Here is a 24,742-nt window from a genome sequence, read left to right on the forward strand (position 1 = left end):
GTCCGGTCAGGCCTTGCCGAGCGAGGTCAGGACGCGCTGGTGCACTTCCTGCACGTCACCGACGGCGTCGATACGACTGACGGTCGACGCGTAGTGGTCGAGCAGCGGAGCGGTCTCAGCGGCGTACACCGACATGCGGTTGCGGATGACCTCTTCGGTGTCGTCGGCGCGCCCGCGAGCAAGCATGCGCTCGACGACCACGTCGGCGTCGACCTCGAACGACAGAACGCCGTCGAGTGCGGTGCCGAGGTCGTCGAGGATGCCTTCGAGAGCGACCGCCTGCTCGGTCGAGCGGGGGAAGCCGTCGAGGATGAATCCGTTTGAGGCGTCAGGTTCAGCGAGACGTTCACGCACCATGTTGATGGTGATCTCCGGCGGAACGAGATTGCCTGCGTCGAGGTACTTCTTCGCTTCGACGCCGATCGGGGTGCCCTGCGAGATGTTGGCGCGGAACAGATCACCGGTGGAGATGTGCGGAATGCCGAGCGACTCCGACAGCAACTCTGCCTGAGTGCCTTTACCTGCGCCGGGGGGACCGAGAATGACAAGTCTCACTTGAGGAACCCTTCGTACTTGCGTTGCATCAACTGACTGTTGACCTGCTTGATGGTGTCGAGGCCGACGGCCACGATGATCAGGAGGGCGGTGCCGCCGAACGGGATGTTCGCAGCGCTGCCGCTTCCGATGTCCATGAAGAGGTTGGGGAGGATCGAGATGATGCCCAGGTACAGCGAACCGGGCAGCGTGATCCGGTTGAGCACGTAGCCCAAGTATTCGGCGGTCGGGCGGCCGGGTCGGATGCCCGGGATGAATCCGCCGTAGCGCTTCATGTCGTCGGCGCGCTCTTCCGGGTTGAACGTGACAGCCACGTAGAAGTACGTGAAGAACACGATCAGCAGGAAGTACGTGACGATGTGGAAGACGCTGGACGGGTTGATCAGGTTGTCCTGCATCCACACCTGCCAGCCGGCCACCTCGGTGCTGTTCTGGTTGGTCAGCTGGAGGATGAGCTGCGGGATGTACAGCAGCGACGACGCGAAGATGACCGGGATGACGCCCGCGGTGTTCACCTTGATCGGCATGTACGTCGACGATCCGCCGTACATCTTGCGGCCGACCATGCGCTTGGCGTATTGGACGGGAATCCGGCGCATGCCCTGCTCGATGAACACGACGGCGATCAGAATGATGAGGATCGCGACGCAGACGAGACCGAAGCGAAGGCCGCCGCTGCTGTTGAGGATGTTGCGTCCCTCGGAGGGGAGGCGGGCGACGATGCCCGCGAAGATCATCAGCGACATGCCGTTGCCGACACCGCGCTCGGTGATGAGCTCACCGAACCACATGACGAGCATCGCGCCTGCGGTCATCACCATGATGATGATGACGAGACCGAAGATCGAGCGGTCGGAGATGATGTCCTGCGAGTTGCAGTCCGGGCCGGTGCTGGGCAGCAGGTTGCCGCTGGCGGCCAGCGCGACGATGCCCGTCGACTGAAGCACGGCAAGTGCCAGCGTCAAGTAACGCGTGTACTGCGTCATCTTGTTCTGGCCGGACTGGCCTTCCTTACGCAGCTGCTCGAACCGCGGGATGACGACGGTGAGCAGCTGAACGATGATGCTGGCCGTGATGTACGGCATGATGCCGATCGCGAACACCGACAGCTGCAGCAGCGCGCCGCCGGAGAACATGTTGATCAGCGAGTAGATCTGACCGGAGTCGCCGCGGCTGGCGGCTTCGACGCATCGGTCGATCTCTTTGAAGTTGACGCCCGGCGACGGCATGGTCGTACCGAGGCGGTACAGCACCAGGATGCCGAGGACGTAGAAGATCTTCTTCCTCAGATCGGGCGTCCTGAAGGTCGCCACGAGGGGGGAAAGCACCAAGTCCTCCTATAAGCACCTGAAACATGCGGGCCTGTGCGGCCTCGGCGTGGTCGGGGCGTCACACTCGAAAAGATTGCAGGGCACTCACTCTTGGAGAATGCCCCCACGAACTCTAACAGTCATCCAATCAGCGACGGTCAGGTGAGCACCCACAGGACGGTGTACGTCCCGCGTTTGCTCACCTGACCGGCGTGATCAGAGATTCACCGACGTCTTTACAGCTCGGTGGCGGTGCCGCCGGCGGCGACGATCTTCTCCTTGGCGGAGCCGGAGAACTTGTTGGCGGTGATGTTCACCGCAACGGTCAGTTCGCCTTCGCCCAGCACCTTGACCAGTTCGTTCTTACGAACGGCACCGGCTGCCACGAGCTCGTCGACACCGATGGCGCCGCCCTCGGGGAACAGTGCGGACAGATCGCCGACGTTGACGACCTGGTACTCCACGCGGTTGCGGTTGGTGAAGCCCTTGAGCTTCGGCAGACGCATGTGCAGCGGCATCTGGCCGCCCTCGAAACGTGCGGGGACGTTCTTGCGCGCCTTGGTGCCCTTGGTGCCGCGGCCTGCGGTCTTACCCTTCGAGCCCTCACCGCGACCCACGCGGGTCTTCTCGGTCTTCGCACCCGGTGCGGGGCGAAGGTGGTGCAGCTTGATGGTCATGACTTAAACCTCTTCGACTGTCACGAGGTGACGGACCACGTTGATGAGACCGCGGTTGATCGGCGTGTCCTCGCGGGTGACGGTCTGGCGGATGCCCTTGAGACCAAGGGTGCGCAGGCTGTCACGCTGGTTCTTCTTGGTACCGATGGTGCCCTTGATCTGGGTGATCTTGAGTTCAGCCATGGTTATGCTCCCTTGTTCGCGGCGGCAGCGGCGCGTGCGCGCAGCATGCCGGCAGGGGTGACCTCTTCGACGGTCAGTCCGCGACGAGCAGCGACCTCTTCAGGCTGCTGCAGCATCTTCAGTGCGGCGACCGTGGCGTGGACGACGTTGATCGCGTTGTCCGAGCCGAGGCTCTTCGCGAGAACGTCGGTGACGCCTGCACACTCGAGGACGGCGCGAACGGCGCCACCGGCGATCACACCGGTACCCGAGCTGGCCGGGCGGAGCATGACGACGCCTGCTGCGGCCTCACCCTGGACGGGGTGGGTCACGGTGCCGCCGATCAGCGGGACGCGGAAGAAGCTCTTACGAGCCTCCTCGACACCCTTCTGGATCGCCGCGGGGACTTCCTTGGCCTTGCCGTAGCCGACGCCGACCATTCCCTGGCCGTCGCCGACGACGACGAGAGCGGTGAAGCTGAAGCGACGGCCGCCCTTGACGACCTTCGAGACGCGGTTGATGGTGACGACGCGCTCGAGGTGGTTCTTCTCCTCGCGCTCGCGTCCGCCGCGGTTGTCGCGACGATCGCCGCGGCCGCGGCCGCGCTCGTTGCCGCCGTTGGCGTTGCTGTTGTTGTTTCCGGCGGGTCCGTTGCCGCCGTCACGCTGACGTCCGGGCATCAGATGTCCCCTCCGTTGTTGGTCATGTCGATCGTGATCATCATTAGAAGCTCAGGCCTCCCTCACGGGCGGCGTCGGCCAGAGCCGCGATGCGGCCGTGGTACGCCTTGCCACCGCGGTCGAAGACGACGGCTTCGACGCCTGCAGCCTTGGCGCGAGCTGCGACGAGCTCTCCGACCTTGGCTGCCTGAGCCGACTTGTCGCCACCGGCCGCGCGGACGTCGGCCTCGATGGTGCTGGCTGCCGCCAGGGTGCGACCGGTCAGATCGTCGATGAGCTGCACGTGGATGTGACGGCTGCTGCGCTTGACGGCCATGCGCGGACGCTCTGCCGTGCCGGAGATGTTCTTGCGCAGGCGGAAGTGACGACGCTTGGTCGCGGTGCGACGACGGGTCGAGACGTCCTTGCCGATGGGCTTACGAACGGTTGTTTCACTCATGTCTTACTTACCCGTCTTTCCGACCTTGCGGCGGATCTGCTCGCCTTCGTAGCGGACGCCCTTGCCCTTGTACGGGTCGGGGCGACGCAGGCGGCGGATGTTCGCCGAGATCTGGCCCACCTGCTGCTTGTCGATGCCCGAGACCGAGAACTTGGTGGGCGATTCCACTGCGAAGGTGATGCCTTCCGGTGCCTCGATCGGCACGGGGTGGCTGTAGCCGAGGGCGAACTCGAGGTCCTTGCCCTTGGCTGCGACGCGGTAGCCGACACCGAAGATCTCCATCTTCGTGGTGTAGCCCTGCGTGACACCGATCACGAGGTTGTTGACGAGAGTGCGCGAGAGGCCGTGCAGGGCACGGCTGCGGCGCTCGTCGTTGGGCCGGGCGACGACGATGGAGTTCTCTTCCTTCGTCACGGTGATCGGCTCGGAGACGGTGAGGTTCAGTTCGCCCTTCGGGCCCTTGACCTTCACGTCCTGGCCGTCGATCGTGACGTCGACACCGGCGGGAATTGCGATGGGATTCTTACCAATACGCGACATTGTTTCTACGCTCCCCTACCAGACGTAGGCGAGGACTTCGCCGCCAACGCCCTGGTTCTTAGCCTGGCGATCAGTGAGCAGACCGGACGACGTGGAGATGATCGCCACGCCGAGGCCGCCCAGGACCTTAGGCAGATTGGTGGACTTCGCGTACACCCGGAGACCCGGCTTCGAGACGCGACGGAGACCAGCGATGCTGCGCTCCCGGCTCGGGCCGTACTTCAGGGTGACGACGAGCTTCTTGCCGACCTCTGCGTCTTCGACGCTGAAGTCGGTGATGTAACCCTCGCGCTTGAGGATCTCGGCGATGTTCACCTTGATCTTCGACGACGGGAGGCTCACCTCGTCGTGGAACGCCGAGTTGGCGTTGCGCAGACGTGTCAGGAAGTCTGCGATCGGATCAGTCATGGTCATGGTTGTTGACCGTCAACCTTTCTCGTAGCGGTTCCCATACAGCAGTGACCTGCGGATTTCTCCGCCTGTTCGCCGGTGGGCCTTCCACGAAGTGGATAGTTGTGCATTGTTCTCGCCTACCGATGCCATTGGCTTTTCGCCGGCACCCGTGAGCTATGAAGTTGTGGCTCCCGGGGGCACACTTCACCCGGGCAACCACACAAGTGTAGGGAACTTGCTGGCCAGAGTCGAATCGACGGGCCTGCGGCATCGTTCACTGCTCGCTCCAAGCCCTGTGACCACATAGCGGTCACGAGGCTCGGAACAAGGGCTACTGTCCGGTATCCACAGATCGCCGGATGGGTCTCTTTTCATCGCCGCTCTGGTTCACACTGAGCGGATGGGGGACGATCAGCGGGCGTTGGTGCGCCTGGACCAGGTGATTCACGATCAATCCGGGGTGGTGAGCCGACGCCAGGTGCTCGACTGCGGTCTCGACTCCGCGTACGTCCGACGGCGATTGCGGCGACGCGCGTGGGTGGCTGTGTTCGACGGCGTCTACGTGACGCACACAGGGCCCCTCACCTGGGTGCAGCGCGCCTGGTGCGCGCTGCTGCACACCACGCCGTCGGCGCTGTCCCACGGTTCTTCGTGGATGCTGCTGACCGGACAGGGTTCGACGGCCGGGCCGATTCATGTCGCGGTCGACGCCCGACGGAACCTTCGGCAGGTGGACGGGATCGTCGTCCACTACCGCTCCGACTACGACGACGCGGTTGTCGCGACCGTCGCTCCGCCGCGGGTGCGCCGTCGAACGTGCCCACGGACTGCCCGCTCCTCTGCGTCAGGCTCCTACCGGCGTCGGTCGGCCCGGATTTCGCGACCTCGACTATCCCGAATGGGGCGTAGTCGTGGAACTCGACGGGCGGCTCGGCCACGCCGACGCCGTGTCGCTCACCGTCCTGCACCTTGCTCCGAGCCGCGTGACCACATAGCGGTCACGAGGCTCGGAACAAGGCCGGGGTCACCGGTGTCATTCGCACGCGGGAACCTTCGCGACGATCCGCTATCGTTCCGCGCATGAGCGAGCTGAGCCCCGGGGACGTCTTCGCCGGCTACACGATCGAACGACTGCTCGGAGCGGGCGGTATGGGCGAGGTGTTTCTCGCCCGCCACCCGCGGCTTCCACGAAGTGACGCACTCAAGGTGCTGGCCGCACCGTTGGCCGATGACGACCAGTTCCGCAAGCGGTTCGAGCGGGAGGCCGATGTCATCGCGGGCCTGAGCGATCCGCACGTGGTGAAGATCCACGACCGAGGCGAAACCGACGGTCGACTGTGGATCGCCCTCGAGTACATCGACGGCGAGGACCTCTCGACGTCGCTGAAGCGCGGTCCGCTGCCCCCGTTCGAAGCAGCCCGTGTCATCGGCGAAGTCGGACAGGCGCTCGACGACGCCGCTGCGGCCGGCCTGGTGCACCGCGATGTGAAACCCGCGAACATCCTCCTCGACCGCCGCGGACGCGCTCTGCTCACCGACTTCGGGATCGCTCACCTCGCCGGCGATGCGTCCCAGCTCACCGGCACCGGAATGACCCTCGGCACCGTCTTGTACGCGTCACCGGAACAGTTGCTCGGACAGCCGATCGACGCCCGCTCGGATCAGTACTCGCTGGCGTGCACCGCGTTCGAGCTGATCGCAGGGAGGCCGCCGTTCAGTGGGGCGACGCCGACCCAGGTCGTGATGGCACACGTGCAGACTCCGCCGCCGAGCGCCGCCGCAGCTCAGCCCGGCCTGTCCCCCGAGGTGGACGCCGTCCTGCATCGCGCACTCGCGAAGAACCCGGCGCATCGGTTCGACGACAGTCGGACGTTCGCTGCCGCGCTCGCCCACGCATTGACGCTGACCCCGGCCCCGACACCCGTCGCTCCCCTAGACGCCCAGACCGTGCAACAGACGCCGCCTCCCTCGGCGTACGCACCAACCGAGGTCCGGTCTGCAACCGTGACGAAGCGTCGTCCTCACATCGGGCTGATCGTGGGTGCGATCGTCGCCGTGCTCGCCGTCGCCGTCGTGGCGATCTGGGCGTTTCCTCACGGGATCGCTCCGAGCCGAAGTGCTCAGAACTCGGGCACTGGACCGTCCGACGAAGCAACGGGCCTGAAAAGGGTTACGGCGACCCGACAACTGGCGTCGCTGGCGACCAAGCCGACAGCCCCGAGATGGTCGTGGCCGGACAAGCCCGGATTCTCGTTGCCGGATGTGCTCGGCGGTACCGATTCCATGGTCCTCATGGTCAGCGGCCCGGGTTCGGACGCGAAGCTCGCACTCGTCGACGCCGAATCAGGGCGGACCACTCGCACCATCACCCTGCCTGCCGGGATGGCGAGCCCGAGTGGCTGCGCGATCAGCGCCGACCAGAAGGCTGCGATGTGCGCGGTCAGTCGGAGTCCGGGGAACGGCAACTTCCCCATGCTCGTCGATCTGGTGGCGGGGACGTCGCGAGTCCTCGACTTCGAGACGCGGTTCGACCCGTTCGTGACCAAGTCCGGCGACGTATTCGCCGTCACGGCAGAGGAGGGCGTCGTCGCCTATGACACGACCGGCCGCAAGCGCTGGTCCGTGCCGCCCACGGAGGGTCCAGTCCGGGTTTCGACGCAGGACTCGTCGCCAGTGGTCGCGGTGACCGTCGGCCATGAAGCCACTCTCCGGCGGGTCGAAGACGGCGAGATCGTATATCGGCGCGACACGACCCTCGGTTCGGCCGACCTGATCTGGCAGGGCGCGCTGACCGGCTTCGTCGTCCAGGAAGGCGACGCCGGCTCCGAACCTGACACTCGCAAGGTCGCGATCTTCGACGCGACTGGTCGACGGACCGGCGATGCCACCGGATGGACGGTGACCAGGCAGAGCGAGGCGGCCACGGTGCCGTCCCTCCCCGTTCTGTCTCGTGGCGGCGAAGTCGCCGCGTTCAACCCGGCGACCGGCAATCAGTTGTGGTCGGTGAACGAATGGCACTCGGTGGAGATCAAGGCCGGCTTCGGCACCAAAGTCGAGATCATCGTCCGCCGGTCCGAGGGCGAGACGGCCGTGACGCACGGCTGGATCGATTGCTACGACGGATCGTTCGCGGTCTTCGACGCGGGGTACTTCAAGTCGATCCTGGGCACAGACGGCGATCGCGTCGCGGTGGCGACGGACTTCGAGTCGGAGTTGCTGCAGGTGTACAACGCCGACGGCACGCTCCGATGGCAGGCCGGAGTGTCGTCGAGCGACGACGTGAACGATCTCGTCGCGGCAGGCCCCGCCGTCATGCTCGACGGCCGTCGCTTGACCTGACACGCGTGTAGATCGTCACCCGAATCGGGCAACGATCTACACGCGTGATGTCGAACCGGGGTCAGCGCTGCTCCGGGAGGACGTGCAGCCCGGTCTTGTCGCAGGCCAGGGCCAGCGAGGAGATGTACTGCTTGGAGCCGTCGGCCGCGGGGACCGCGGAGGCCAGCATGTCGGGGCGTTCGAACTCGACGCCGGAGACACAGCACAGCAGCTTCTCGTCGCTGGGGTTGCCGTGCTCGTCGTACATCGGGAGATCGATCCCGTCATCGGTGCGACGCAGGTAGTAGCGCCCCTTGGTCGCGACCGCCAGGATCGGAGGCAGCAGCATCGCGAGGACGGCGGCCACCAGCGGCGAGAACGGCGCGATGCCGTCGCCGAACAGTCCGAAGAACACTGCGATCGACGCGCCGGCGGCGACGATCACGGACACGAAGCCCACTGGATTGACCGCGTACAGCATGCCGCGGCGGAACTCCGGGTGCTTGGGGCTGATGCCGAGCAGGTACTTGTTGACGACGATGTCGGTGGCGACCACCACGATCCAGGCGATGCCGCAGTTCGCGTAGAAGTTCAGCAGCTCCGACAGGAAGCTGAACATGTTCGCTTCCATGAGAACGAGCGCGATGACCAGGTTCACCACGACGAACACCAGGCGTCCCGGGTAAGTCTTGGTGACGCGCGTGAACGAGTTGGTCCAGGCCAGCGAGCCGGAGTAGGCGTTGGTGACGTTGATCTTGATCTGCGAGATGACCACGAGGATCACGGCGAGGGTCATCGCCAGCCAGTGCGGCATCATCTCCTCGTAGGTGATCAGGAACTGGTGAACAGGCTGGTTCGCGATGCCCGCGCCGTCGGCGACGTTGGCGATCAGGTAGACGGCGAGGAACAGACCGACGATCTGCTTGACCGCGCCGAACAGCACCCAGCCCGGGCCTGCGATCAGCACGGCGGACCACCAGCGGCGCTTGTTCTCCGGAGTCTTCGGCGGCATGAAGCGCAGGTAGTCGATCTGCTCGGCGATCTGAGCGATCAGCGACAGGCAGACGCCTGCGCAGAGCATGATGCCCGCCCAGCTGACGCCTTCGCCGCGAGGTGCGCCGTTCTCGTCGACACCGGAGAACGCGAGGAATTCACTCACCGAACCGGGATGTGCCGCCAGCAGATAGATCAGCGGCCCGACCATCATGACCAGCCACAACGGCGTCGTCCACACCTGGAGTTTGGCGAGCGCCTTCATGCCGTAGATGACCAGCGGGAGGACGATCAGCGTCGACACCAGATATCCGACCGGCAACGGGACGGACAAGCCGAGGTGCAGACCCTGCGCCATGATCGAGCCCTCGAGGGCGAAGAAGATGAAGGTGAACGACGCGAAGATCAAGTTCGTGACGACCGAACCGTAATAGCCGAACCCGCTGCCGCGCGTGATCAGGTCCAGGTCGAGGTTGTAGCGGGCCGCGTAGTACGCGAGAGGGATGCCCGTCGCGATGATGACCGCGGCGAACAGGCCGATGCCCCACAACGCGTTGCCGGTGCCGTGCGCGATGCCGATGTTGGCGCCGATCGAGAAGTCGGCGAGGTAGGCGATGCCACCCAGCGCCGACGTCGCGACGACCGCACCGCTCCACTTGCGGTAGCTGCGCGGCGCGAACCGCAGGGTGTAGTCCTCCAGGGTCTCCTTCAGCGCACCTGATTCGGCGCCCTGCGCGGGTGCGACCCGCGTCAACTGATCCGTCATCAAACCTCCACTCACCGCCAGAAACATTCCGGTGAGAGGAAAGTTATGCAGGTGGTGTCACGACGACGGTGCGGAAGTGTTTCGTCGGCGATACAGAACGCGCCGCGTTGTTACGGGCGGATGGCAACGACAGCTCATCGACGTGTCCAGGTCGCGCCGCGCCCGACAGAGTCGACCTCGACCAACCCTTCGGAACGGAGCGCGTTCAATGCGATCCGGATGGTCTGATCCGAGACCCCCGGAAGCGCAGTTCTCACATCCGCGATCTGAAACACCGACGGCGCATGGCTGAGCACGTACTCACGAACACGTTCCTGTTTGCTCCCACTTGATCGGGCGGCCCCCGTCACCGCCGCGAACTCCGCGTATGTCGCGGAGACAAGTCCGATGAAGTATCGGAGCCACGGCCAGGGATCGTGCTCAGCGTCGTGCCAGCCGGCCGTCGATGCCAGCAACGAGGCGTAGTACCCATCCGCAGACTTCGCGATGGATACCTCCAACGAGACGTACCGCGTGACGTCGTACCCGACGTCGTGAAGAAGGACATTCGTCAGTGCCCGCGCAATCCGTCCGTTGCCGTCGATGAACGGATGGATCGTGAGCAAGTAACAACTAGCCAATCTGCCATCCTTCTTAGCTAGTTCAGCTAGTTCTGTTGGGCAGCAGGTCGCGCCGCGACGCGACGAAGACTGCGGCCCAGATGGCGAGGAGGACTCCCGTCAACCAGAATCCGAGTGTTTCGAGGTCGGCGCCGCCGATCCACGCGAAGAGGCCGTGCCAGCCGAACTCGTCGACTGCGAGGGCCGACAGTTGGACTCCGGCGATCGCGATGGCGACCGCCGCGGATATCCACGTCATCAACGCGCTGTACGAGAAGAGTCGCGACCGCTCCCCCGCGGGCGACCACTGGTAGGCGCGGCGCATCACCGCTCCCTGCACGGTGTCGAGCAACGACATTCCCGCCGCGAACAGGATCGGGAGTGTGAGCACGGCCCACCAGGGGACAGCGCCGAGTGTCGCGGTCCCGGCCAATGCGAGCAGGCCGATCTCGGTGGCTGTGTCGAACCCGAATCCGAACACGAAACCGACGCCGTACATGCGCGTCGGACGGTCGACGGCGGCCTCGAAACGACCCAGCAGACGCCACATCAGACCGCCGGGCGCGGCGTCGTCCGTGTCTCTGCGACGCAGCGACCATACGTTGATCACCGCTATCACCACGAGGAAGATCGACGACACCATCGGGCCCCACACACCGGTGAACTGGTGCAGGCCGGACTCCTCGTCGGACACGGCCCGACCGAGCGCCCCGATCCCGACGACGAGTGCCAGACACAGCAGGAACACCACCGACGAGTGGCCGAGAGAGAACCACAGCCCGACGGTCGACGCCGGGCGTCCGCGGTCGACGAACCGACGCGTGGTGTTGTCGATGGCGGCGATGTGATCGGCGTCGAACGCGTGCCGGAGACCGAGCGCGTACGCGCTGAGGCCGACGGCGAGGGCCGCAGGCCCACTCGTCGAGTAGCTGACCCCGGACGGCAGGACCAGCAGCAGCAGAGCACCCCATCCGAGGAGATGCAGGCCGACGATCACTCCGACCGCCCACCGCCAGCCCGGATCGCGGACTGTCCCGGTACGAGTCGTCGACGTCATGTGAGGTCCTCCATCAGGGTTCTCGTCCATCGGTCCCATGTCGGATCGAGTGGACTCTCGTGCAGGTGTTCGCCGAGGTGACGCGCCAATGCGCCAGGACCCGCCAGGTCCATCACATCGCAGGCGTCGACGTCGGATGATCGGCTGTCGCGGATTCCCGCGAGCAGGACCGACTCCATCACCCGATGTCTGCCGAGCACTCCGGGCTGCGGACGATCACCGCGAACGTCGAGCGACTCCACCAGGAGCGGAGTGTCGCCGCAGGTGACGGCGCTCTCGAGAAGAAGCCTGCCGCCACGCTCGCCGGATCGGCCGAACACGGTGACCTCCCGGATCACCGCGCGGGCCGACTCGGCCATCGTGATGTCGGTCCGGCGGTGCAGGTCGGCGCCGTCGGAGATCACCGTCTCCAGGCCGCGCCAGACGAGCCTGGCGCCGTCGTCGAGAACGATTCGGGTGGTCCACCAGGATTCGACGCCGTCCGCGTTGTACACGACGGTCCCGCCGACCTCGCTGAGTTCGAGGAGACAGCCGGCGCCGACGTGGATGTCGAGGCTGATGGTGTCGCCGCCGAGGATCATTGCGCCGCCCGCGACGAGTGCAACACGCGCGGAGTTCTCGGTGCGGTGCAGGAGTCTCGGGACCAGTGTCGCGCCGACTGCCGCCGAGAGAGCGACACGGGCACGGCCGGGTGCGGCGGTCACCCCGACCGTGGCGCGGAGCACCGGCTCAGGCACGGAACAGCCGATGCGTCGCGCGCGAGTGCCGCTGTGCCCACTCTTCGCTCTGCGGGGTCCCGGCGCCGGGAATCCCGGCCGGTTCGGTGATGGTCGAGAGACTCGCGACCTGATGTTCGGCGTACTCGCACGTGTCGAGGATCCACTTCGTCGTCTCTGCGGGATCCCGCGGATCGAGCTTCAACAGCGCTCCGGCCGCGGTGGCCGCCTCGTCGTAGATCACCACCCGCACGAGTTCGTCGGCGCCCAGCCCGGCCTCCGCAGCGATGGCGCCGACCACGACGGACCTGCTCGGCGACCACGACGCGCCCCGCATCTGCGCCAGGGACGAGGCAGCAGGCCACAAGCGGACCGCCAACCGGAGGTATCCCCTGGCCTGTGCGATCGACGCGTCGCGCACCGCGGGTGCGGGCGTGCGCGCCGCCCACGCGGCGTCGACCGACCGGACGTCCGCGCCGGTGAGCACTGCATGACGGGCCGCGACAGCGGTCCCGGCCTCCACACGCGACGACGTGACAGCCCGCGCGCGGAGGAACTCCGGGACCGATGACGCCGGGAGCCCGCCCATCATCGCGGGTTCCAGTCCCGCCGAGTAGGCGTGCCCACCGGTGGGCAGCCTTCCGTCGGCCAACAACATCGCGACCAGGGTCGACGATTCCATCAGAACATCGTGTACAACTGCGCCAACGGCAGGACGTCAGCCGGTGCAGGTGTGACGACGGCTTCGTCGATCGCGATCTCGAACGTGTCGGGTCGGATGTCGATCGTCGGCAACGCGTCGTTGACTTTCATGTCGGCTTTTCCGGTGGCCCGGGTGTCCTTCAGCGCAGCGAGCCGGCGACGCAGCCCCAGCCGCCCGGCGAGACCGTCGTCGAGTGCGTACGGCGACACGAATGTGAGGGACAGATCCGCTCCGATCGCGTCGCCGAAGGTCGGACGCATCAGGACCGGCTGCGGGGTCGGTATCGACGCGTTCGGATCACCGAGGGCGCCCCAGACGATGCTTCCGCCCTTGATCACGATGGACGGCCGGACTCCGAAGAACCGCGGATCCCACAGGGTGAGGTCGGCGAGCTTGCCCTTCTCGATCGACCCGACTTCGTGGTCGATTCCGTGCGCGACTGCGGGATTGATCGTGTACTTCGCGACGTACCGCTTGGCCCGCAGGTTGTCGGCGACGTCGCCGCCCGGCTCATCGAGCCGTCCGCGATGATTCTTCATCACGTGCGCGACCTGCCATGTGCGGGTGATGACCTCACCGATCCGGCCCATCGCCTGCGCGTCCGACGACGTGATCGACAGTGCGCCGACATCGTGGAGGATGTCTTCCGCCGCGATCGTCGTCGCACGGATCCGCGACTCGGCGAACGCCAGATCCTCGGGCACCGCGGGGTTCAGGTGATGACACACCATGAGCATGTCGAGGTGTTCGGCAACAGTGTTCACCGTGTGCGGAAGGGTCGGATTGGTCGATCCCGGCAGGACGTTCGGCAGGCTCGCGATCGACAGGATGTCTGGTGCGTGACCGCCGCCAGCGCCTTCGACGTGGAACGCGTGGATGCTCCGACCCGCGATCGCGTCGACTGTCGAGTCGACGAAGCCCGCCTCGTTGAGCGAATCCGAGTGCAGCGCCACCTGCAGGCCCCACTCCTGAGCCGCACGCAGAGACGCGTCGATCGCGGCTGGCGTCGACCCCCAGTCCTCGTGGACCTTGTACCCGGCGGCCCCGCCGAGGGCCTCTTCTTCCAGGCCTCTCCACGACACCGTGTTGCCCTTGCCGAGCAGGAGGATGTTCACCGGCAGCGCATCGAGCGCGCGGTGCATCTGGTGCAGGTGCCACGGTCCGGGTGTCACCGTGGTCGCCTTCGACCCCTCGGACGGCCCGGTTCCGCCGCCGATCAGCGTGGTGAGGCCGGTGGCGAGTGCTTCGTGAGCCTGTGACGGGGAGAGGAAGTGGACGTGGGAGTCGATACCACCCGCGGTCAGGATCTTGCCTTCGCCCGCGATGACGTCGGTGGACGGTCCGATCACCAGGTCGGGGTGGACTCCGTCGGCGATGTCCGGGTTCCCCGACCGTCCGATGCCGACGATCCGTCCGTCTTTGATTCCGACATCTGCGCGCTCGATTCCCCACCAGTCGAGCACGATGACGTTGGTGATGACGGTGTCGAGCGCACCCTCGCTGCTCGGGACCGTCGACTGCGCCATCGACTCGCGGATCGACTTGCCGCCGCCGAACACGGCCTCCTCGCCACCGACTGTGTGATCACGCTCGATCTCGATCCAGAGGTCGGTGTCACCCAGACGGACCTGGTCTCCGGCTGTCGGGCCGTACAGCGACGCGTACGTTCCACGATCGATGCTCACCATCAGCTGCTCCGCTCTTCGGTTCGGATCACAATGCCGGGAACGAGTCGTCGCCCACGGAATGCGACGGCCGCCACGCGCTTGGACGCCCCGGGTTCGAATCGCACGGACGTGCCCGACGGGACATCGAGGCGGAACCCGTCGACGGCGTCACGGTCGAAGTCGAGTGCGGTGTTGGCATCGGGAAGATGCAGATGGGACCCGATCTGGACCGGGCGGTCGCCGGTGTTGACGACGACGATCTCGCGCCTCTCGTCCGCCGTCCGGTCGGCGTTGAGTTCAATGGTTCCAGGCTTCACCCGGACCGCGCCGGGGCCGGAGGAACGTGGGGTCGACGCCATGGTCGTCTCCTCAGTCGATCGGGTGATGAATGGTAACGAGCTTGCGGCCGTCCGGGAAGGTCGCCTCGATCTGGACGTCGTCGATCATCTCGGCGACGCCCGGCATCACTTCGTCGCGTCCGAGGACCGTCCGGCCGGTCTCCATCAGTTCGGTCACCGGGACGCCTTCGCGAGCGCGTTCGAGCACCCAGGTGGTCAAGAGTGCAACGGCTTCGGGGTGGTTGAGCTTCACTCCCCGATCACGGCGATCGCGGGCGACCATGCCCGCCACCGACAAGAGGAGTTTCTCGGTGTCAGCAGGCGTGAAATGCATCCTGCGATAGTGCCACGTTCTCCGCCGGCCGGCAGTCCCGGCCGGTCAGCGATAGACGATCGTGTGGTCAGCGGAGCGCTGACGAGTGAGCCTTTCGTCCCTACTTCTGCCCGAGTGCACACGAACTACGCAGACTAGGCCTAACGTCCCCAGTATGCCGACGTCTCACGATGTGCAGGGTCCAGCGGCGCAAGCGCTGCTCGACGTGGGTCGATTCTTCACGAGGTGGGACGAGACGGGAGACGGCAGAGCCGTCTTCCGCGAAGGCGGACGAGCAGGCGACGTCTTCTATCGCGATCGGTGGAGCCACGACAAGGTGGTCCGGTCCACCCATGGAGTGAACTGCACCGGATCCTGCTCGTGGAAGGTGTACGTCAAGGACGGCATCATCACCTGGGAGACGCAGGAGACCGACTACCCGTCCGTCGGCCCAGACCGCCCAGAGTACGAGCCGCGCGGCTGCCCGCGAGGCGCGGCATTCTCCTGGTACACGTACTCACCCACGAGGGTGCGACACCCGTACGCCCGCGGTGTGCTCGTCGAGATGTTCCGGGAGGCGAAGCGCCGCCTCGGCGGCGACCCGGTGCTCGCGTGGGCCGACGTCGTCGGCGACCCGATTCGACGGCGCTCCTACCAGCGAGCACGCGGCAAAGGCGGCCTGGTCCGCGTCTCCTGGGACGAAGCGATCGAGATGGCCGCCGCCGCACACGTGCACACCATCAAGACCCATGGCCCCGACAGGTGCACCGGCTTCTCTCCCATCCCCGCCATGTCGATGGTCAGCCACTGTGTCGGCACCCGGTTCATCCAGTTGATCGGCGGCGTCATGACGTCGTTCTACGACTGGTACGCCGACCTTCCGGTGGCGAGCCCCCAGGTGTTCGGCGACCAGACCGACGTCCCCGAGTCCGGCGACTGGTGGGACGCGTCATATCTGATGATGTGGGGTTCCAATGTCCCGGTCACCCGCACACCGGATGCCCACTGGATGGCCGAGGTGCGCTACCGAGGCACCAAGGTCGTGACGGTCTCCCCCGACTACGCCGACAACACGAAGTTCGCCGACGAGTGGCTTCCCGCGCAAGCGGGTACGGACGCCGCCCTCGCGATGGCCATGGGGCACGTGATCCTTCGTGAGTTCTACGTCGAGAAGCACACACCGTTCTTCTCCGAGTACGCGGCCAAATACACCGATCTCCCGTTCCTGATCCGCCTCGAGGAGCACAACGGCGCCCTGGCCCCCGGCAAGTTCGTGACCGCGGACGAACTCGACGGTGGCGGGCAGGCGTCCGAAGAACAGTGGAAGCCCGTGCTCATCGACGCGGCGACGGGCGACCCGGTGGTCCCGAACGGGTCCTTGGGGTTCCGGTACGCGGAGTCTGGCGAGGGCAGGTGGAATCTCGATCTGCAGGGCGTCACGCCGTTGATGAGCTTGTTCGACGTCGACCATGAACCGCTGGAGGTGAGCTTCCCTTCGTTCGACGCCCCCGACGGCAGCGGAACGGTGCTCGTCCGTGGAGTACCGGCCCGGCGCGTGCACGGTCACCTGGTCACGACCGTCTTCGACTTGATGCTGGCTCAATACGGCGTCGGTCGCGACGGACTTCCCGGCCGGTGGCCCACCGGATACGACGACCCGACCAGCCCGTACACGCCTGCGTGGCAGGCCGAGATCACGAGTGTGCCCGCCGAGGCCGCGATCCGCGTCGCCCGCGAGTTCGCGACCAACGCCGAGCAGTCCCGCGGCCGTTCGATGATCATCATGGGGGCAGGAATCTGCCAGTGGTTCCACGGGGACGCGACCTACCGGGCCATCCTGTCGATGCTGCTGCTCACCGGCAGCATGGGCCGCAACGGAGGCGGGTGGGCCCACTACGTCGGCCAGGAGAAATGCCGTCCGATCACCGGGTGGATCTCCCTCGCCAACGGCCTCGACTGGTCCCGGCCGCCACGTACCCAGCCGGGTACGTCGTTCTGGTACATGCACACCGACCAGTGGCGCAATGACGGGTACTCCACGTCGACCCTCGCTTCACCGCTGTCGCGAGGCACGCTCGACGGAATGCACACCGCCGACGCGATCGCGCAGTCGGCGGCCCTGGGCTGGATGCCCTTCTACCCGCAGTTCAGCGACAACCCGCTCGACGTCGCCGAGAGCGCTCGCGCCGCGGTCGACGCCGGTGAGGCGCCCGACGCCGCGTCGTACGTCGCCGAACGCTTGCGAGACGGCACGCTGACACCAGCGATCTCCGACGTCGACGCGGAGGAGAACTGGCCTCGGACTCTGGTCCTGTGGCGATCGAACCTGCTCGGGTCATCGGCCAAAGGCAACGAGTACTTCCTGCGTCACCTGCTCGGCACACACCACAATGTGCTCGGCACCGAGAACCCGGAGACCCCGCACCCGACCGGGGTCCGATGGCACGACGAAGCACCGGAGGGCAAGCTCGACCTGCTGTTGTCCGCAGACTTCCGGATGACGAGCACCACGCTGCTCTCGGACATCGTCCTGCCTGCGGCCACCTGGTACGAGAAACACGACTTGAGTTCGACGGACATGCACCCGTTCGTGCACGCCTTCAGCCCGGCGATCGACCCGGCGTGGGAGGCCAAGACCGACTTCGACCTGTTCCATCTGCTCGCGCAGGAGTTCTCGAAGCAGGCGGAAGTCCACCTCGGCACTCGTCACGATCTGGTCAGCACGCCCGTCCAGCACGACACACCCGGCGAGACCGCACAACCCCACGGTCGAGTCGTCGACTGGCGCGAGTCGGGAAATCCCGGGAGGCCGGGGGTCAACATGCCGACGTTCGCGCTCGTCGAGCGCGACTACACCGCTATCGCAGACAAGCTCGCCACGGTGGGTCCACTCGCCGACGACCTCGGTTTCACGGTCAAGAACATCACTTACGATGTCGGATCACAGATCCCGACGCTCGCCGCGTCGAACGGAGTGATGCCGTCCGGTCCCGGTCAGGGACGCCCGGCCATCGACACCGATGCGAAACTCGCCGAAGCGATCCTGCTGTTCTCCGGCACCACGAACGGACAACTGGCGGTCGACGGATTCGAGAAACTCGAGAAGCGAGTCGGCAGGGAACTCGTCGACCTCGCCGCGGGTTCGGAGGAGAAGCGGATCCGGTTCGCCGACACCCAGGCCGCACCGGTGCCCGTGATCACCTCACCGGAGTGGTCGGGTTCGGAGACCGGCGGGCGGCGCTATGCGCCGTTCACCGTGAACATAGAGCGTGACAAGCCGTTCCACACCCTCACCGGGCGGATGCACTTCTACCTCGACCATGACTGGATGATCGACATCGGCGAACAGTTGCCGATCTACCGCCCGCCGCTCGACATGCATCGACTGTTCGGCGAACCGAAGCTCGGGCCGACTGGGGAACGGGAGATCACGCTGCGGTACCTCACGCCGCACAACAAGTGGTCGATTCACTCCGAGTACCAGGACAACCTGCTGATGCTGTCGCTCTCCCGCGGCGGCCCGACGTGCTGGTTGTCGGCGGAGGACGCGGCGTCGATCGACGTCGCCGACAACGACTGGATCGAGTGCGTGAATGCGAACGGCGTGTACGTGGCACGAGCCGTCGTCAGTCACCGCATGCCCGCAGGCGTCTGCTACGTCCATCACGCGCAGGAGCGGACGATCGACGTCCCGAAGTCGGAGGCTACGGGACGGCGCGGCGGCATCCACAATTCCGCCACTCGGCTTCTCGTGAAGCCGTCGCACCTGATCGGCGGCTACGCACAACTCTCGTACGCGTTCAACTACCTCGGACCGACAGGCAACCAACGGGACGTGGTGTCGACGATCCGCAAGCGCAGCCAGGAGGTGACGTACTGATGCGAGTGATGGCGCAGGTCGCGATGGTGATGAACCTCGACAAGTGCATCGGCTGCCACACGTGTTCGGTCACGTGCAAACAGGCATGGACCAATCGCGCAGGCACCGAGTACGTGTGGTTCAACAACGTCGAGACTCGCCCGGGACAGGGATATCCCCGACGGTACGAGGACCAAGACGCCTGGCGCGGCGGATGGACTCTCAACAACCAGGGAAAGCTCCGCCTGCGGGCGGGCGGCCGGTTGAAGAAGCTGCTGACGATCTTCCACAGTCCGGTGCAACCGACACTCGACGACTACTACGAACCGTGGACCTACGACTACGAGAAGCTCGTCAACGCTCCCCTGGGCGACGACTTCCCGGTCGCCCGACCCAAGTCGTTGATCACCGGCGAGGACACCAAGGTCACGTGGTCGGCGAACTGGGACGACAACCTGGGCGGCGGTCCCGACGCGGCCGAACTCGATCCGATCGTCGCGAAGCTGCGCGCCGAGTCGGAGGCGGCGATCAAGTTCTCCTACGAGCAGACGTTCATGTTCTACCTGCCGCGGATCTGCGAACACTGCCTCAATCCGTCGTGCATGGCCTCGTGCCCGTCGGGGGCGATCTACAAACGGTCTGAGGACGGCATCGTGCTGGTCGACCAGGACCGGTGCCGAGGCTGGCGGCAGTGCGTGACCGGCTGCCCGTACAAGAAGATCTACTTCAATCACCGGTCGGGCAAAGCCGAGAAGTGCACGTTCTGTTACCCGCGCATCGAAGTCGGGCAGCCCACAGTCTGCGCCGAGACGTGTGTCGGGCGGCTGCGCTACATCGGGCTGGTGCTGTACGACGCCGACCGCGTCACCGAGGCCGCATCGGTCGACGACAAAGAACTGTACGAGGCGCAGCTGGGTCTCATGCTCGATCCGACCGATCCGCAGGTGATCGCCGACGCCAAGGCGTGCGGAATCGCCGACGACTGGCTCGACGCGGCCCGCCGCAGTCCCGTCTACGCACTCGCCAAGAAGTATCGGATCGCGTTGCCCCTGCATCCGGAGTACCGGACGATGCCGATGGTCTGGTACGTCCCTCCGCTGTCCCCGATCGTCGACCTGCTGTCCGAGCAGGGGCACGATGCCGAGGACCCGCACAACCTGTTCGGAGCGATCGACACCCTGCGCATCCCGCTCGAGTATCTCGCCGAGTTGTTCACCGCGGGCGACGTCGGGACCGTCGAACACGTGTTGAAAGTGCTGGCCGCGATGCGCTCGTACATGAGGGACATCAACCTCGGCCGGGAACCGGACGCGTCGATTCCAGCGTCCGTCGGCATGTCCGAGCAGACGATGTACGAGATGTACCGGTTGCTCGCGATCGCCAAGTACCAGGACCGATACGTGATTCCGACCGCTCATCACGAGCAGGCGTCCGAGTTGGAGGAGCTCGCGTGCTCCCTCGACTACGACGGAGGACCGGGCATGTACGACTCCGGCGTGTTCGGCGAGGCGAGCGGCCGTCCCACACCGGTGTCGGTGGAGACATTCCACGCGTTGCAGCAGCGACAGACCTCCGACCTCCCGACCGGCGACGACGCACTGCGCGGCCGCACCAACCTGCTGAACTGGGACGGCAACGGCGCACCCGACGGGCTGTACCCCGAGAGGAGGGCGAGCCGATGAAGTTCCGTATGCGCTCTCGCCCCGAGACCGCCGATCACCGGGTGACGCACCTGATCGCGTCCATGTGTCTGCGGTACCCCGACGACGATCTGTTCTCGCGCGCCGACATGCTGCACGCAGCGCTGAGCGAGCAGCCGCGCGGGCCCGCCGCCGCCGAACTCCATGCGTTCCTGAGCCAGCTCTCCGGCCGCCTCCAACAGCAGTACGTCGACGTGTTCGATCTGTCGCAGCGTCAGACCCTGTATCTCTCGTATTGGTCCGACGGCGACACCCGTCGCCGCGGAGAGACGCTGGCGTCGTTCAAGCGGCTGTACCGGGACTCGGGGTTCGTCGTCGATCTGCACGGTGAACTGCCCGACCACCTGCCGATCGTGCTCGAGTTCGCGGCCCGGGTGGATCCGGTCCGCGGCGTGGAACTGCTGACCGAGCATCGTGGTGCACTGGAACTGATCCGGTTCGCGCTCCTCGACAAAGCATCGCCATACGCCCACGTCCTCGCCGCAGTGTGCGCGACGCTGCCTGGGCAGTCGCCGCCGGACCGGGCGTCGGCCCAGGCCATGCGACCGCGGAGTCCCGAGACCGAGTCCGTCGGCCTGGAACCGTTCGATCCTCGACTGCTGCCGTTGCACACCGGAACCGAAGCGGGTGTCGGCCGATGAACGTCTTCCTGTGGGGAGTGCTGCCCTACCTCGCCCTCGCATCGGTGATCGGCGGGACGATCTGGCGATACCGCTACGACAAGTTCGGGTGGACCACCCGGTCGTCGGAGCTCTACGAGTCCAGGCTGCTACGCATCGGGTCCCCGCTGTTCCACTACGGGATTCTCGCGGTGATCGCAGGTCACGCCGTCGGCCTGGTGATCCCGCAGTCGTGGACCGACGCCGTCGGGATCACCGAGACCGCTTATCACGCGGTCGCGGGCATCGGCGGCCTGATCGCCGCGGTGGCGACGGTCGTCGGTGTCGCGATCCTCATCTATCGACGCCGCACCGTCGGACCCGTCTTCATGGCGACCACGCGCAACGACAAGTTGATGTACGCCGTGCTGGTGTCAGCGCTGCTGGCAGGCACCTACATCACCGTCGTCGGAATGATCGATCCGCACGGGGAAGGCGTGAACTACCGGGAGACAGTGTCCCCGTGGTTCCGGTCGGTGTTCCTGCTGAATCCCGACGTCACCGCCATGGAGGCGGCGCCTTTCCGCTTCCATCTCCACGTCGTGATCGGCATGGGAATGTTCGTCCTCGTGCCGTTCACCCGGCTCGTGCACATCTTCACAGCGCCGATCCACTACCTGTTCCGGCCGTACATCGTCTATCGAAGCAGAGACTCCAGGACCGCCCCCGGCAATGCACCTGCTCGACGCGGGTGGGCGCCGATCGGAGTGAAGGACAAGGACAGATGACCACCACGACAGCATTCCCGCGTGCGCAGACACGCAACCTGGTGATCGCGACGCTCGGCTTCGCGATCAGTTTCTGGGCTTGGAACATGATCGCGCCGCTCGGCGTCCGCTACGCCGCAGATCTCGGATTGTCCGCCTCACAGAAATCGATCCTGGTCGCCGTCCCTATCCTCGTCGGATCGCTCGGGCGCATCGTCGCAGGTGTTCTGACGCCGCGCTTCGGTGGACGCGTGATGTTCCCGGCACTGCTGTTGCTGACTGCGCCGTTCGTTGTGCTGGTCGCCGTCGCAGGCCGTCTCGAGTCGTACCCGATGCTTCTGGTGATCGGCTTCTTCCTCGGCATCGGCGGCACCACCTTCGCCGTCGGGATTCCATTTCTCAACGACTGGTACGAGCCGTCACGGCGCGGGTTCGCCACCGGCGTGTTCGGCGCGGGCATGGGCGGAACTGCGTTGTCGGCGTTCTTCACACCGCGGTTCGTGACCTGGTTCGGATACACGGCTGCGCACATCGTCATCGCCGTCGCACTTGTCGTCATGGCCGCTGTCTGCTGGTTCGGCCTGCGCGACGCGCCGTCGTTCGTCCCGAACACCGAACCGCCGCTGCCCAAGTTGATCGACGCGCTCAAACTGCCCATCACCTGGCAGATGTCGTTCTTGTACGCGGCCGCGTTCGGCGGGTTCGTTGCGTTCTCCACCTACTTGCCGACATATCTGAACGACGTCTACGACATCCACGACCTGGCGTCCGCGGGCGCCCGAACCGCGGCGTTCGCAGTGGCCGCCGTCATCGCTCGGCCCGTCGGCGGCGCGTTGTCCGACCGATTCGGAGCACGGCTGATCACCGCGATCTCGTGCGGAGGCGCAGCCGTCCTCGCGGTCTGGATGATCACCAAGCCGTCGTTGGACTCCGGCCTCGCCGCCGTCGACTTCATACTGATGGCCATCATGATGGGGCTCGGTTCCGGTGCGGTGTTCACCTGGGTGGCCAAGGAGGCGCCGCCTTCCCGTGTCGGCGCGGTGACCGGGATCGTGGGCGCAGCGGGAGGCCTCGGCGGATTCTTCCCGCCACTCGTGATGGGCGCGACGTACAACGCCACGACACACTCGTACACCATCGGCCTCGCGCTTCTGGTGGCCTTCGCCTCCGCCGCATGCCTGTTCACGGTGTTCGGCATCTCCAGCTCAACCGATCGGACGGAAGAGCAATGACGGCCACATCCCTCACCGCGCTCGCCGACGACCTGTTGGCCGAAGCCCGCACGCAGTCGTCGGGCCGCAGTGCACGCACGGTGCGAGGCCACGCCGAGCATGCGCTGCGCCATACGGTCATTGCTCTCGTTGCCGGGAGCCGCCTGTCCGACCACGAGAGCCCAGGTGAGGCGACCCTTCAGGTCCTCCGCGGAACAGTGCGCTTGACCTGCGAGGAGGGCGAGTGGACGGGTGTCGCGGGCGATCTCACCGATATTCCCGACGTGCGGCACGGTCTGATCGCGGACACCGATTCCGCGGTACTCCTCACCGTCGCGCTGTCCCACTGACGACGGGTTCCGCGACGCGCCGTGCCGACCACTCCGTGCCGCCGAGGTCGAAAATGTGACAGTCCTGCCCCTGGTTGTCACATCCGCCGATTCGACGACGATAACCCCGATGTGCATGTTCGACATCAGATCATCGAACGCCTGCGCCGTGAGCACGCCTCACGACGGCCCGGGCGTCTACCCGACGTCGCATCCACCGACCGGTTCGCGCGGCGACATCCGTCGCCTGGCCGACTCCGGACTCGCGACACCGCGCCATGGCTGGCGAGGCACGGAGTGAACCCGACCGGCTACTGACCGTCTGCGTCGTGGGCGCGACGGGCGACGTAGTGTGGTCGCGGCCCGTGCCACCTGTACTTCAAGGCGGCGAGACGTCCGACGGTGATCAGCGCCGCACAGATGAGGCCTATCCACGGCCGGTACCAGTCGAAATGCATCAGTGTTGTGGTGAGGACCGCCCCGATGAACGCCGGGATCGCGTACAGCGGCTCGTCGGTGCGCAGGATCGCGGGGACCTTCCCCGACAGCATGTCGCGGATGATGCCGCCGCCCACGCCCGTTGTGAGCCCGAGCAGCGCCGCCGCCGGTGCACCGACCCCCCATGCGTAGCCGACCGCGGTGCCGGTGACCACGAACAGTCCGAGCCCGACCGCGTCGGTGACGTCGAGCGGCCATCGTTGCAAGATGGCGGGCGGATGCCAGAAGAAGATCACCAGACCGGTGGCCGCGGCGGCCGCGAGAAACTCGAAGTCGGTGAACGCCACCGGCGGCGTGTTGCCGATGAGCAGGTCACGGATCACTCCGCCGCCCAACGCCGTGGTGACCGCCAGGAACACGATGCCGACGATGTCGAGGTTCCGCCGGACGGCGAGCAGTGCACCGGACGCGGCGAACGCGACCACCCCGACCATCTCGCCGATCTGATGGACCAGCGACGCCGCGTCGTCGATCCCGCCGGCCAGAACGATCGTCTGCGCTGCACTCACGGTTCACCCCGTCCGTCATCCACGTGTACGAGTATCTGCCATCC

The 24,742-nt window shown here is 66.0% G+C and carries 26 protein-coding genes; 9 read left to right on the forward strand and 17 right to left on the reverse strand.

Features of this window, described 5'->3' with window-relative positions:
• Positions 1-6: 6 nt before the first annotated feature.
• From GM1_RS01200 to rpsH, 8 genes are all read right to left on the reverse strand, one after another.
• Positions 7-555, reverse strand: coding sequence for an adenylate kinase (locus tag GM1_RS01200; protein WP_008375937.1), 549 nt, complete (start codon positions 553-555; stop codon positions 7-9).
• Positions 552-1,883, reverse strand: coding sequence for a preprotein translocase subunit SecY (secY, locus tag GM1_RS01205; RefSeq protein WP_008375938.1), 1,332 nt, complete (start codon positions 1,881-1,883; stop codon positions 552-554). The genes GM1_RS01200 and secY overlap by 4 nt, the downstream gene beginning before the upstream one ends.
• 218 nt (positions 1,884-2,101) lie before the next feature.
• Positions 2,102-2,542 (reverse strand): 50S ribosomal protein L15, encoded by a 441-nt coding sequence (gene rplO / locus GM1_RS01210; RefSeq protein ID WP_008375939.1) that lies wholly within the window; start codon positions 2,540-2,542, stop codon positions 2,102-2,104.
• A gap of 3 nt (positions 2,543-2,545) precedes the next feature.
• Positions 2,546-2,725, reverse strand: a complete 180-nt coding sequence (gene rpmD, locus GM1_RS01215) for a 50S ribosomal protein L30 (RefSeq protein WP_006895590.1) — start codon at positions 2,723-2,725, stop codon at positions 2,546-2,548.
• A 2-nt stretch (positions 2,726-2,727) separates the two neighbouring features.
• Entirely contained in the window at positions 2,728-3,384 is a 657-nt protein-coding gene (gene rpsE, locus GM1_RS01220) for a 30S ribosomal protein S5 (RefSeq protein WP_008375941.1), read from the reverse strand.
• 43 nt (positions 3,385-3,427) lie between these two features.
• Entirely contained in the window at positions 3,428-3,823 is a 396-nt protein-coding gene (gene rplR / locus GM1_RS01225) for a 50S ribosomal protein L18 (protein ID WP_008375942.1), read from the reverse strand.
• A gap of 3 nt (positions 3,824-3,826) precedes the next feature.
• A complete protein-coding gene (gene rplF / locus GM1_RS01230; protein ID WP_008375943.1) occupies positions 3,827-4,363 on the reverse strand; it encodes a 50S ribosomal protein L6 in 537 nt (178 codons plus the stop codon).
• Between the two features lie 15 nt (positions 4,364-4,378).
• Positions 4,379-4,777, reverse strand: coding sequence for a 30S ribosomal protein S8 (rpsH, locus tag GM1_RS01235; RefSeq protein ID WP_008375945.1), 399 nt, complete (start codon positions 4,775-4,777; stop codon positions 4,379-4,381).
• A 755-nt stretch (positions 4,778-5,532) separates the two neighbouring features.
• Here rpsH and GM1_RS01240 point away from each other — a divergent pair.
• Entirely contained in the window at positions 5,533-5,751 is a 219-nt protein-coding gene (locus tag GM1_RS01240; protein ID WP_075052015.1) for a hypothetical protein, read from the forward strand.
• 85 nt (positions 5,752-5,836) lie between these two features.
• A complete protein-coding gene (locus GM1_RS21470) occupies positions 5,837-8,095 on the forward strand; it encodes a serine/threonine-protein kinase (protein WP_008375946.1) in 2,259 nt (752 codons plus the stop codon).
• A 61-nt stretch (positions 8,096-8,156) separates the two neighbouring features.
• On the opposite strand, the gene GM1_RS01250 is transcribed toward GM1_RS21470, so the two are convergent.
• The 8 genes from GM1_RS01250 to GM1_RS01285 all read right to left on the reverse strand — a co-directional run bounded on the left by GM1_RS01250 (position 8,157) and on the right by GM1_RS01285 (position 15,247).
• On the reverse strand, positions 8,157-9,833 hold the full coding sequence (locus GM1_RS01250) for a purine-cytosine permease family protein (protein ID WP_008375948.1): 1,677 nt from the start codon (positions 9,831-9,833) through the stop codon (positions 8,157-8,159).
• Between the two features lie 134 nt (positions 9,834-9,967).
• Positions 9,968-10,453, reverse strand: coding sequence for a Fic family protein (locus tag GM1_RS01255; RefSeq protein ID WP_008375949.1), 486 nt, complete (start codon positions 10,451-10,453; stop codon positions 9,968-9,970).
• Between the two features lie 22 nt (positions 10,454-10,475).
• Positions 10,476-11,489, reverse strand: a complete 1,014-nt coding sequence (locus tag GM1_RS01260; protein ID WP_008375950.1) for a HoxN/HupN/NixA family nickel/cobalt transporter — start codon at positions 11,487-11,489, stop codon at positions 10,476-10,478.
• Positions 11,486-12,226, reverse strand: coding sequence for an urease accessory protein UreD (locus GM1_RS01265; RefSeq protein WP_008375951.1), 741 nt, complete (start codon positions 12,224-12,226; stop codon positions 11,486-11,488). The genes GM1_RS01260 and GM1_RS01265 overlap by 4 nt, the downstream gene beginning before the upstream one ends.
• The gene (locus tag GM1_RS01270; protein WP_008375952.1) at positions 12,219-12,887 is read right to left on the reverse strand and encodes an urease accessory protein UreF; all 669 of its coding nucleotides are present in this window, start codon (positions 12,885-12,887) and stop codon (positions 12,219-12,221) included. Before GM1_RS01270 ends, GM1_RS01265 begins: the two co-directional genes overlap by 8 nt.
• A complete protein-coding gene (locus GM1_RS01275; RefSeq protein WP_008375953.1) occupies positions 12,887-14,596 on the reverse strand; it encodes an urease subunit alpha in 1,710 nt (569 codons plus the stop codon). The genes GM1_RS01270 and GM1_RS01275 overlap by 1 nt, the downstream gene beginning before the upstream one ends.
• Positions 14,596-14,934, reverse strand: coding sequence for an urease subunit beta (gene ureB / locus GM1_RS01280; RefSeq protein WP_008375954.1), 339 nt, complete (start codon positions 14,932-14,934; stop codon positions 14,596-14,598). The genes GM1_RS01275 and ureB overlap by 1 nt, the downstream gene beginning before the upstream one ends.
• Positions 14,935-14,944: 10 nt before the next feature.
• Positions 14,945-15,247 carry an urease subunit gamma gene (locus GM1_RS01285; protein WP_008375955.1) on the reverse strand — a complete coding sequence of 101 codons (303 nt, stop codon included), beginning with the start codon at positions 15,245-15,247 and terminating at the stop codon, positions 14,945-14,947.
• A 154-nt stretch (positions 15,248-15,401) separates the two neighbouring features.
• Here GM1_RS01285 and GM1_RS01290 point away from each other — a divergent pair, with 154 nt between their 5' ends.
• From GM1_RS01290 to GM1_RS23105, 7 genes are all read left to right on the forward strand, one after another.
• The gene (locus tag GM1_RS01290; RefSeq protein WP_008375956.1) at positions 15,402-19,106 is read left to right on the forward strand and encodes a nitrate reductase subunit alpha; all 3,705 of its coding nucleotides are present in this window, start codon (positions 15,402-15,404) and stop codon (positions 19,104-19,106) included.
• Positions 19,106-20,767 carry a nitrate reductase subunit beta gene (gene narH / locus GM1_RS01295; protein WP_008375958.1) on the forward strand — a complete coding sequence of 554 codons (1,662 nt, stop codon included), beginning with the start codon at positions 19,106-19,108 and terminating at the stop codon, positions 20,765-20,767. Before GM1_RS01290 ends, narH begins: the two co-directional genes overlap by 1 nt.
• Positions 20,764-21,426: a nitrate reductase molybdenum cofactor assembly chaperone gene (narJ, locus tag GM1_RS01300; protein WP_008375959.1), complete on the forward strand. Its 663-nt coding sequence runs from the start codon at positions 20,764-20,766 to the stop codon at positions 21,424-21,426. The genes narH and narJ overlap by 4 nt, the downstream gene beginning before the upstream one ends.
• Positions 21,423-22,172: a respiratory nitrate reductase subunit gamma gene (gene narI, locus GM1_RS01305; RefSeq protein WP_008375960.1), complete on the forward strand. Its 750-nt coding sequence runs from the start codon at positions 21,423-21,425 to the stop codon at positions 22,170-22,172. The genes narJ and narI overlap by 4 nt, the downstream gene beginning before the upstream one ends.
• Positions 22,169-23,383 (forward strand): MFS transporter, encoded by a 1,215-nt coding sequence (locus tag GM1_RS01310; RefSeq protein WP_008375961.1) that lies wholly within the window; start codon positions 22,169-22,171, stop codon positions 23,381-23,383. The genes narI and GM1_RS01310 overlap by 4 nt, the downstream gene beginning before the upstream one ends.
• A complete protein-coding gene (locus GM1_RS01315; protein WP_008375962.1) occupies positions 23,380-23,712 on the forward strand; it encodes a cupin domain-containing protein in 333 nt (110 codons plus the stop codon). The genes GM1_RS01310 and GM1_RS01315 overlap by 4 nt, the downstream gene beginning before the upstream one ends.
• Positions 23,713-23,860: 148 nt before the next feature.
• Entirely contained in the window at positions 23,861-23,992 is a 132-nt protein-coding gene (locus GM1_RS23105; RefSeq protein ID WP_263053701.1) for a hypothetical protein, read from the forward strand.
• Between the two features lie 10 nt (positions 23,993-24,002).
• Here the strand turns inward: GM1_RS23105 and GM1_RS01320 are convergent, their stop codons facing one another.
• Positions 24,003-24,698 (reverse strand): trimeric intracellular cation channel family protein, encoded by a 696-nt coding sequence (locus GM1_RS01320; protein WP_008375963.1) that lies wholly within the window; start codon positions 24,696-24,698, stop codon positions 24,003-24,005.
• Positions 24,699-24,742: the final 44 nt, after the last annotated feature.

Origin of the sequence: Gordonia malaquae NBRC 108250, from assembly GCF_000344135.1 — a bacterium.
Taxonomy (GTDB): domain Bacteria; phylum Actinomycetota; class Actinomycetes; order Mycobacteriales; family Mycobacteriaceae; genus Gordonia; species Gordonia malaquae.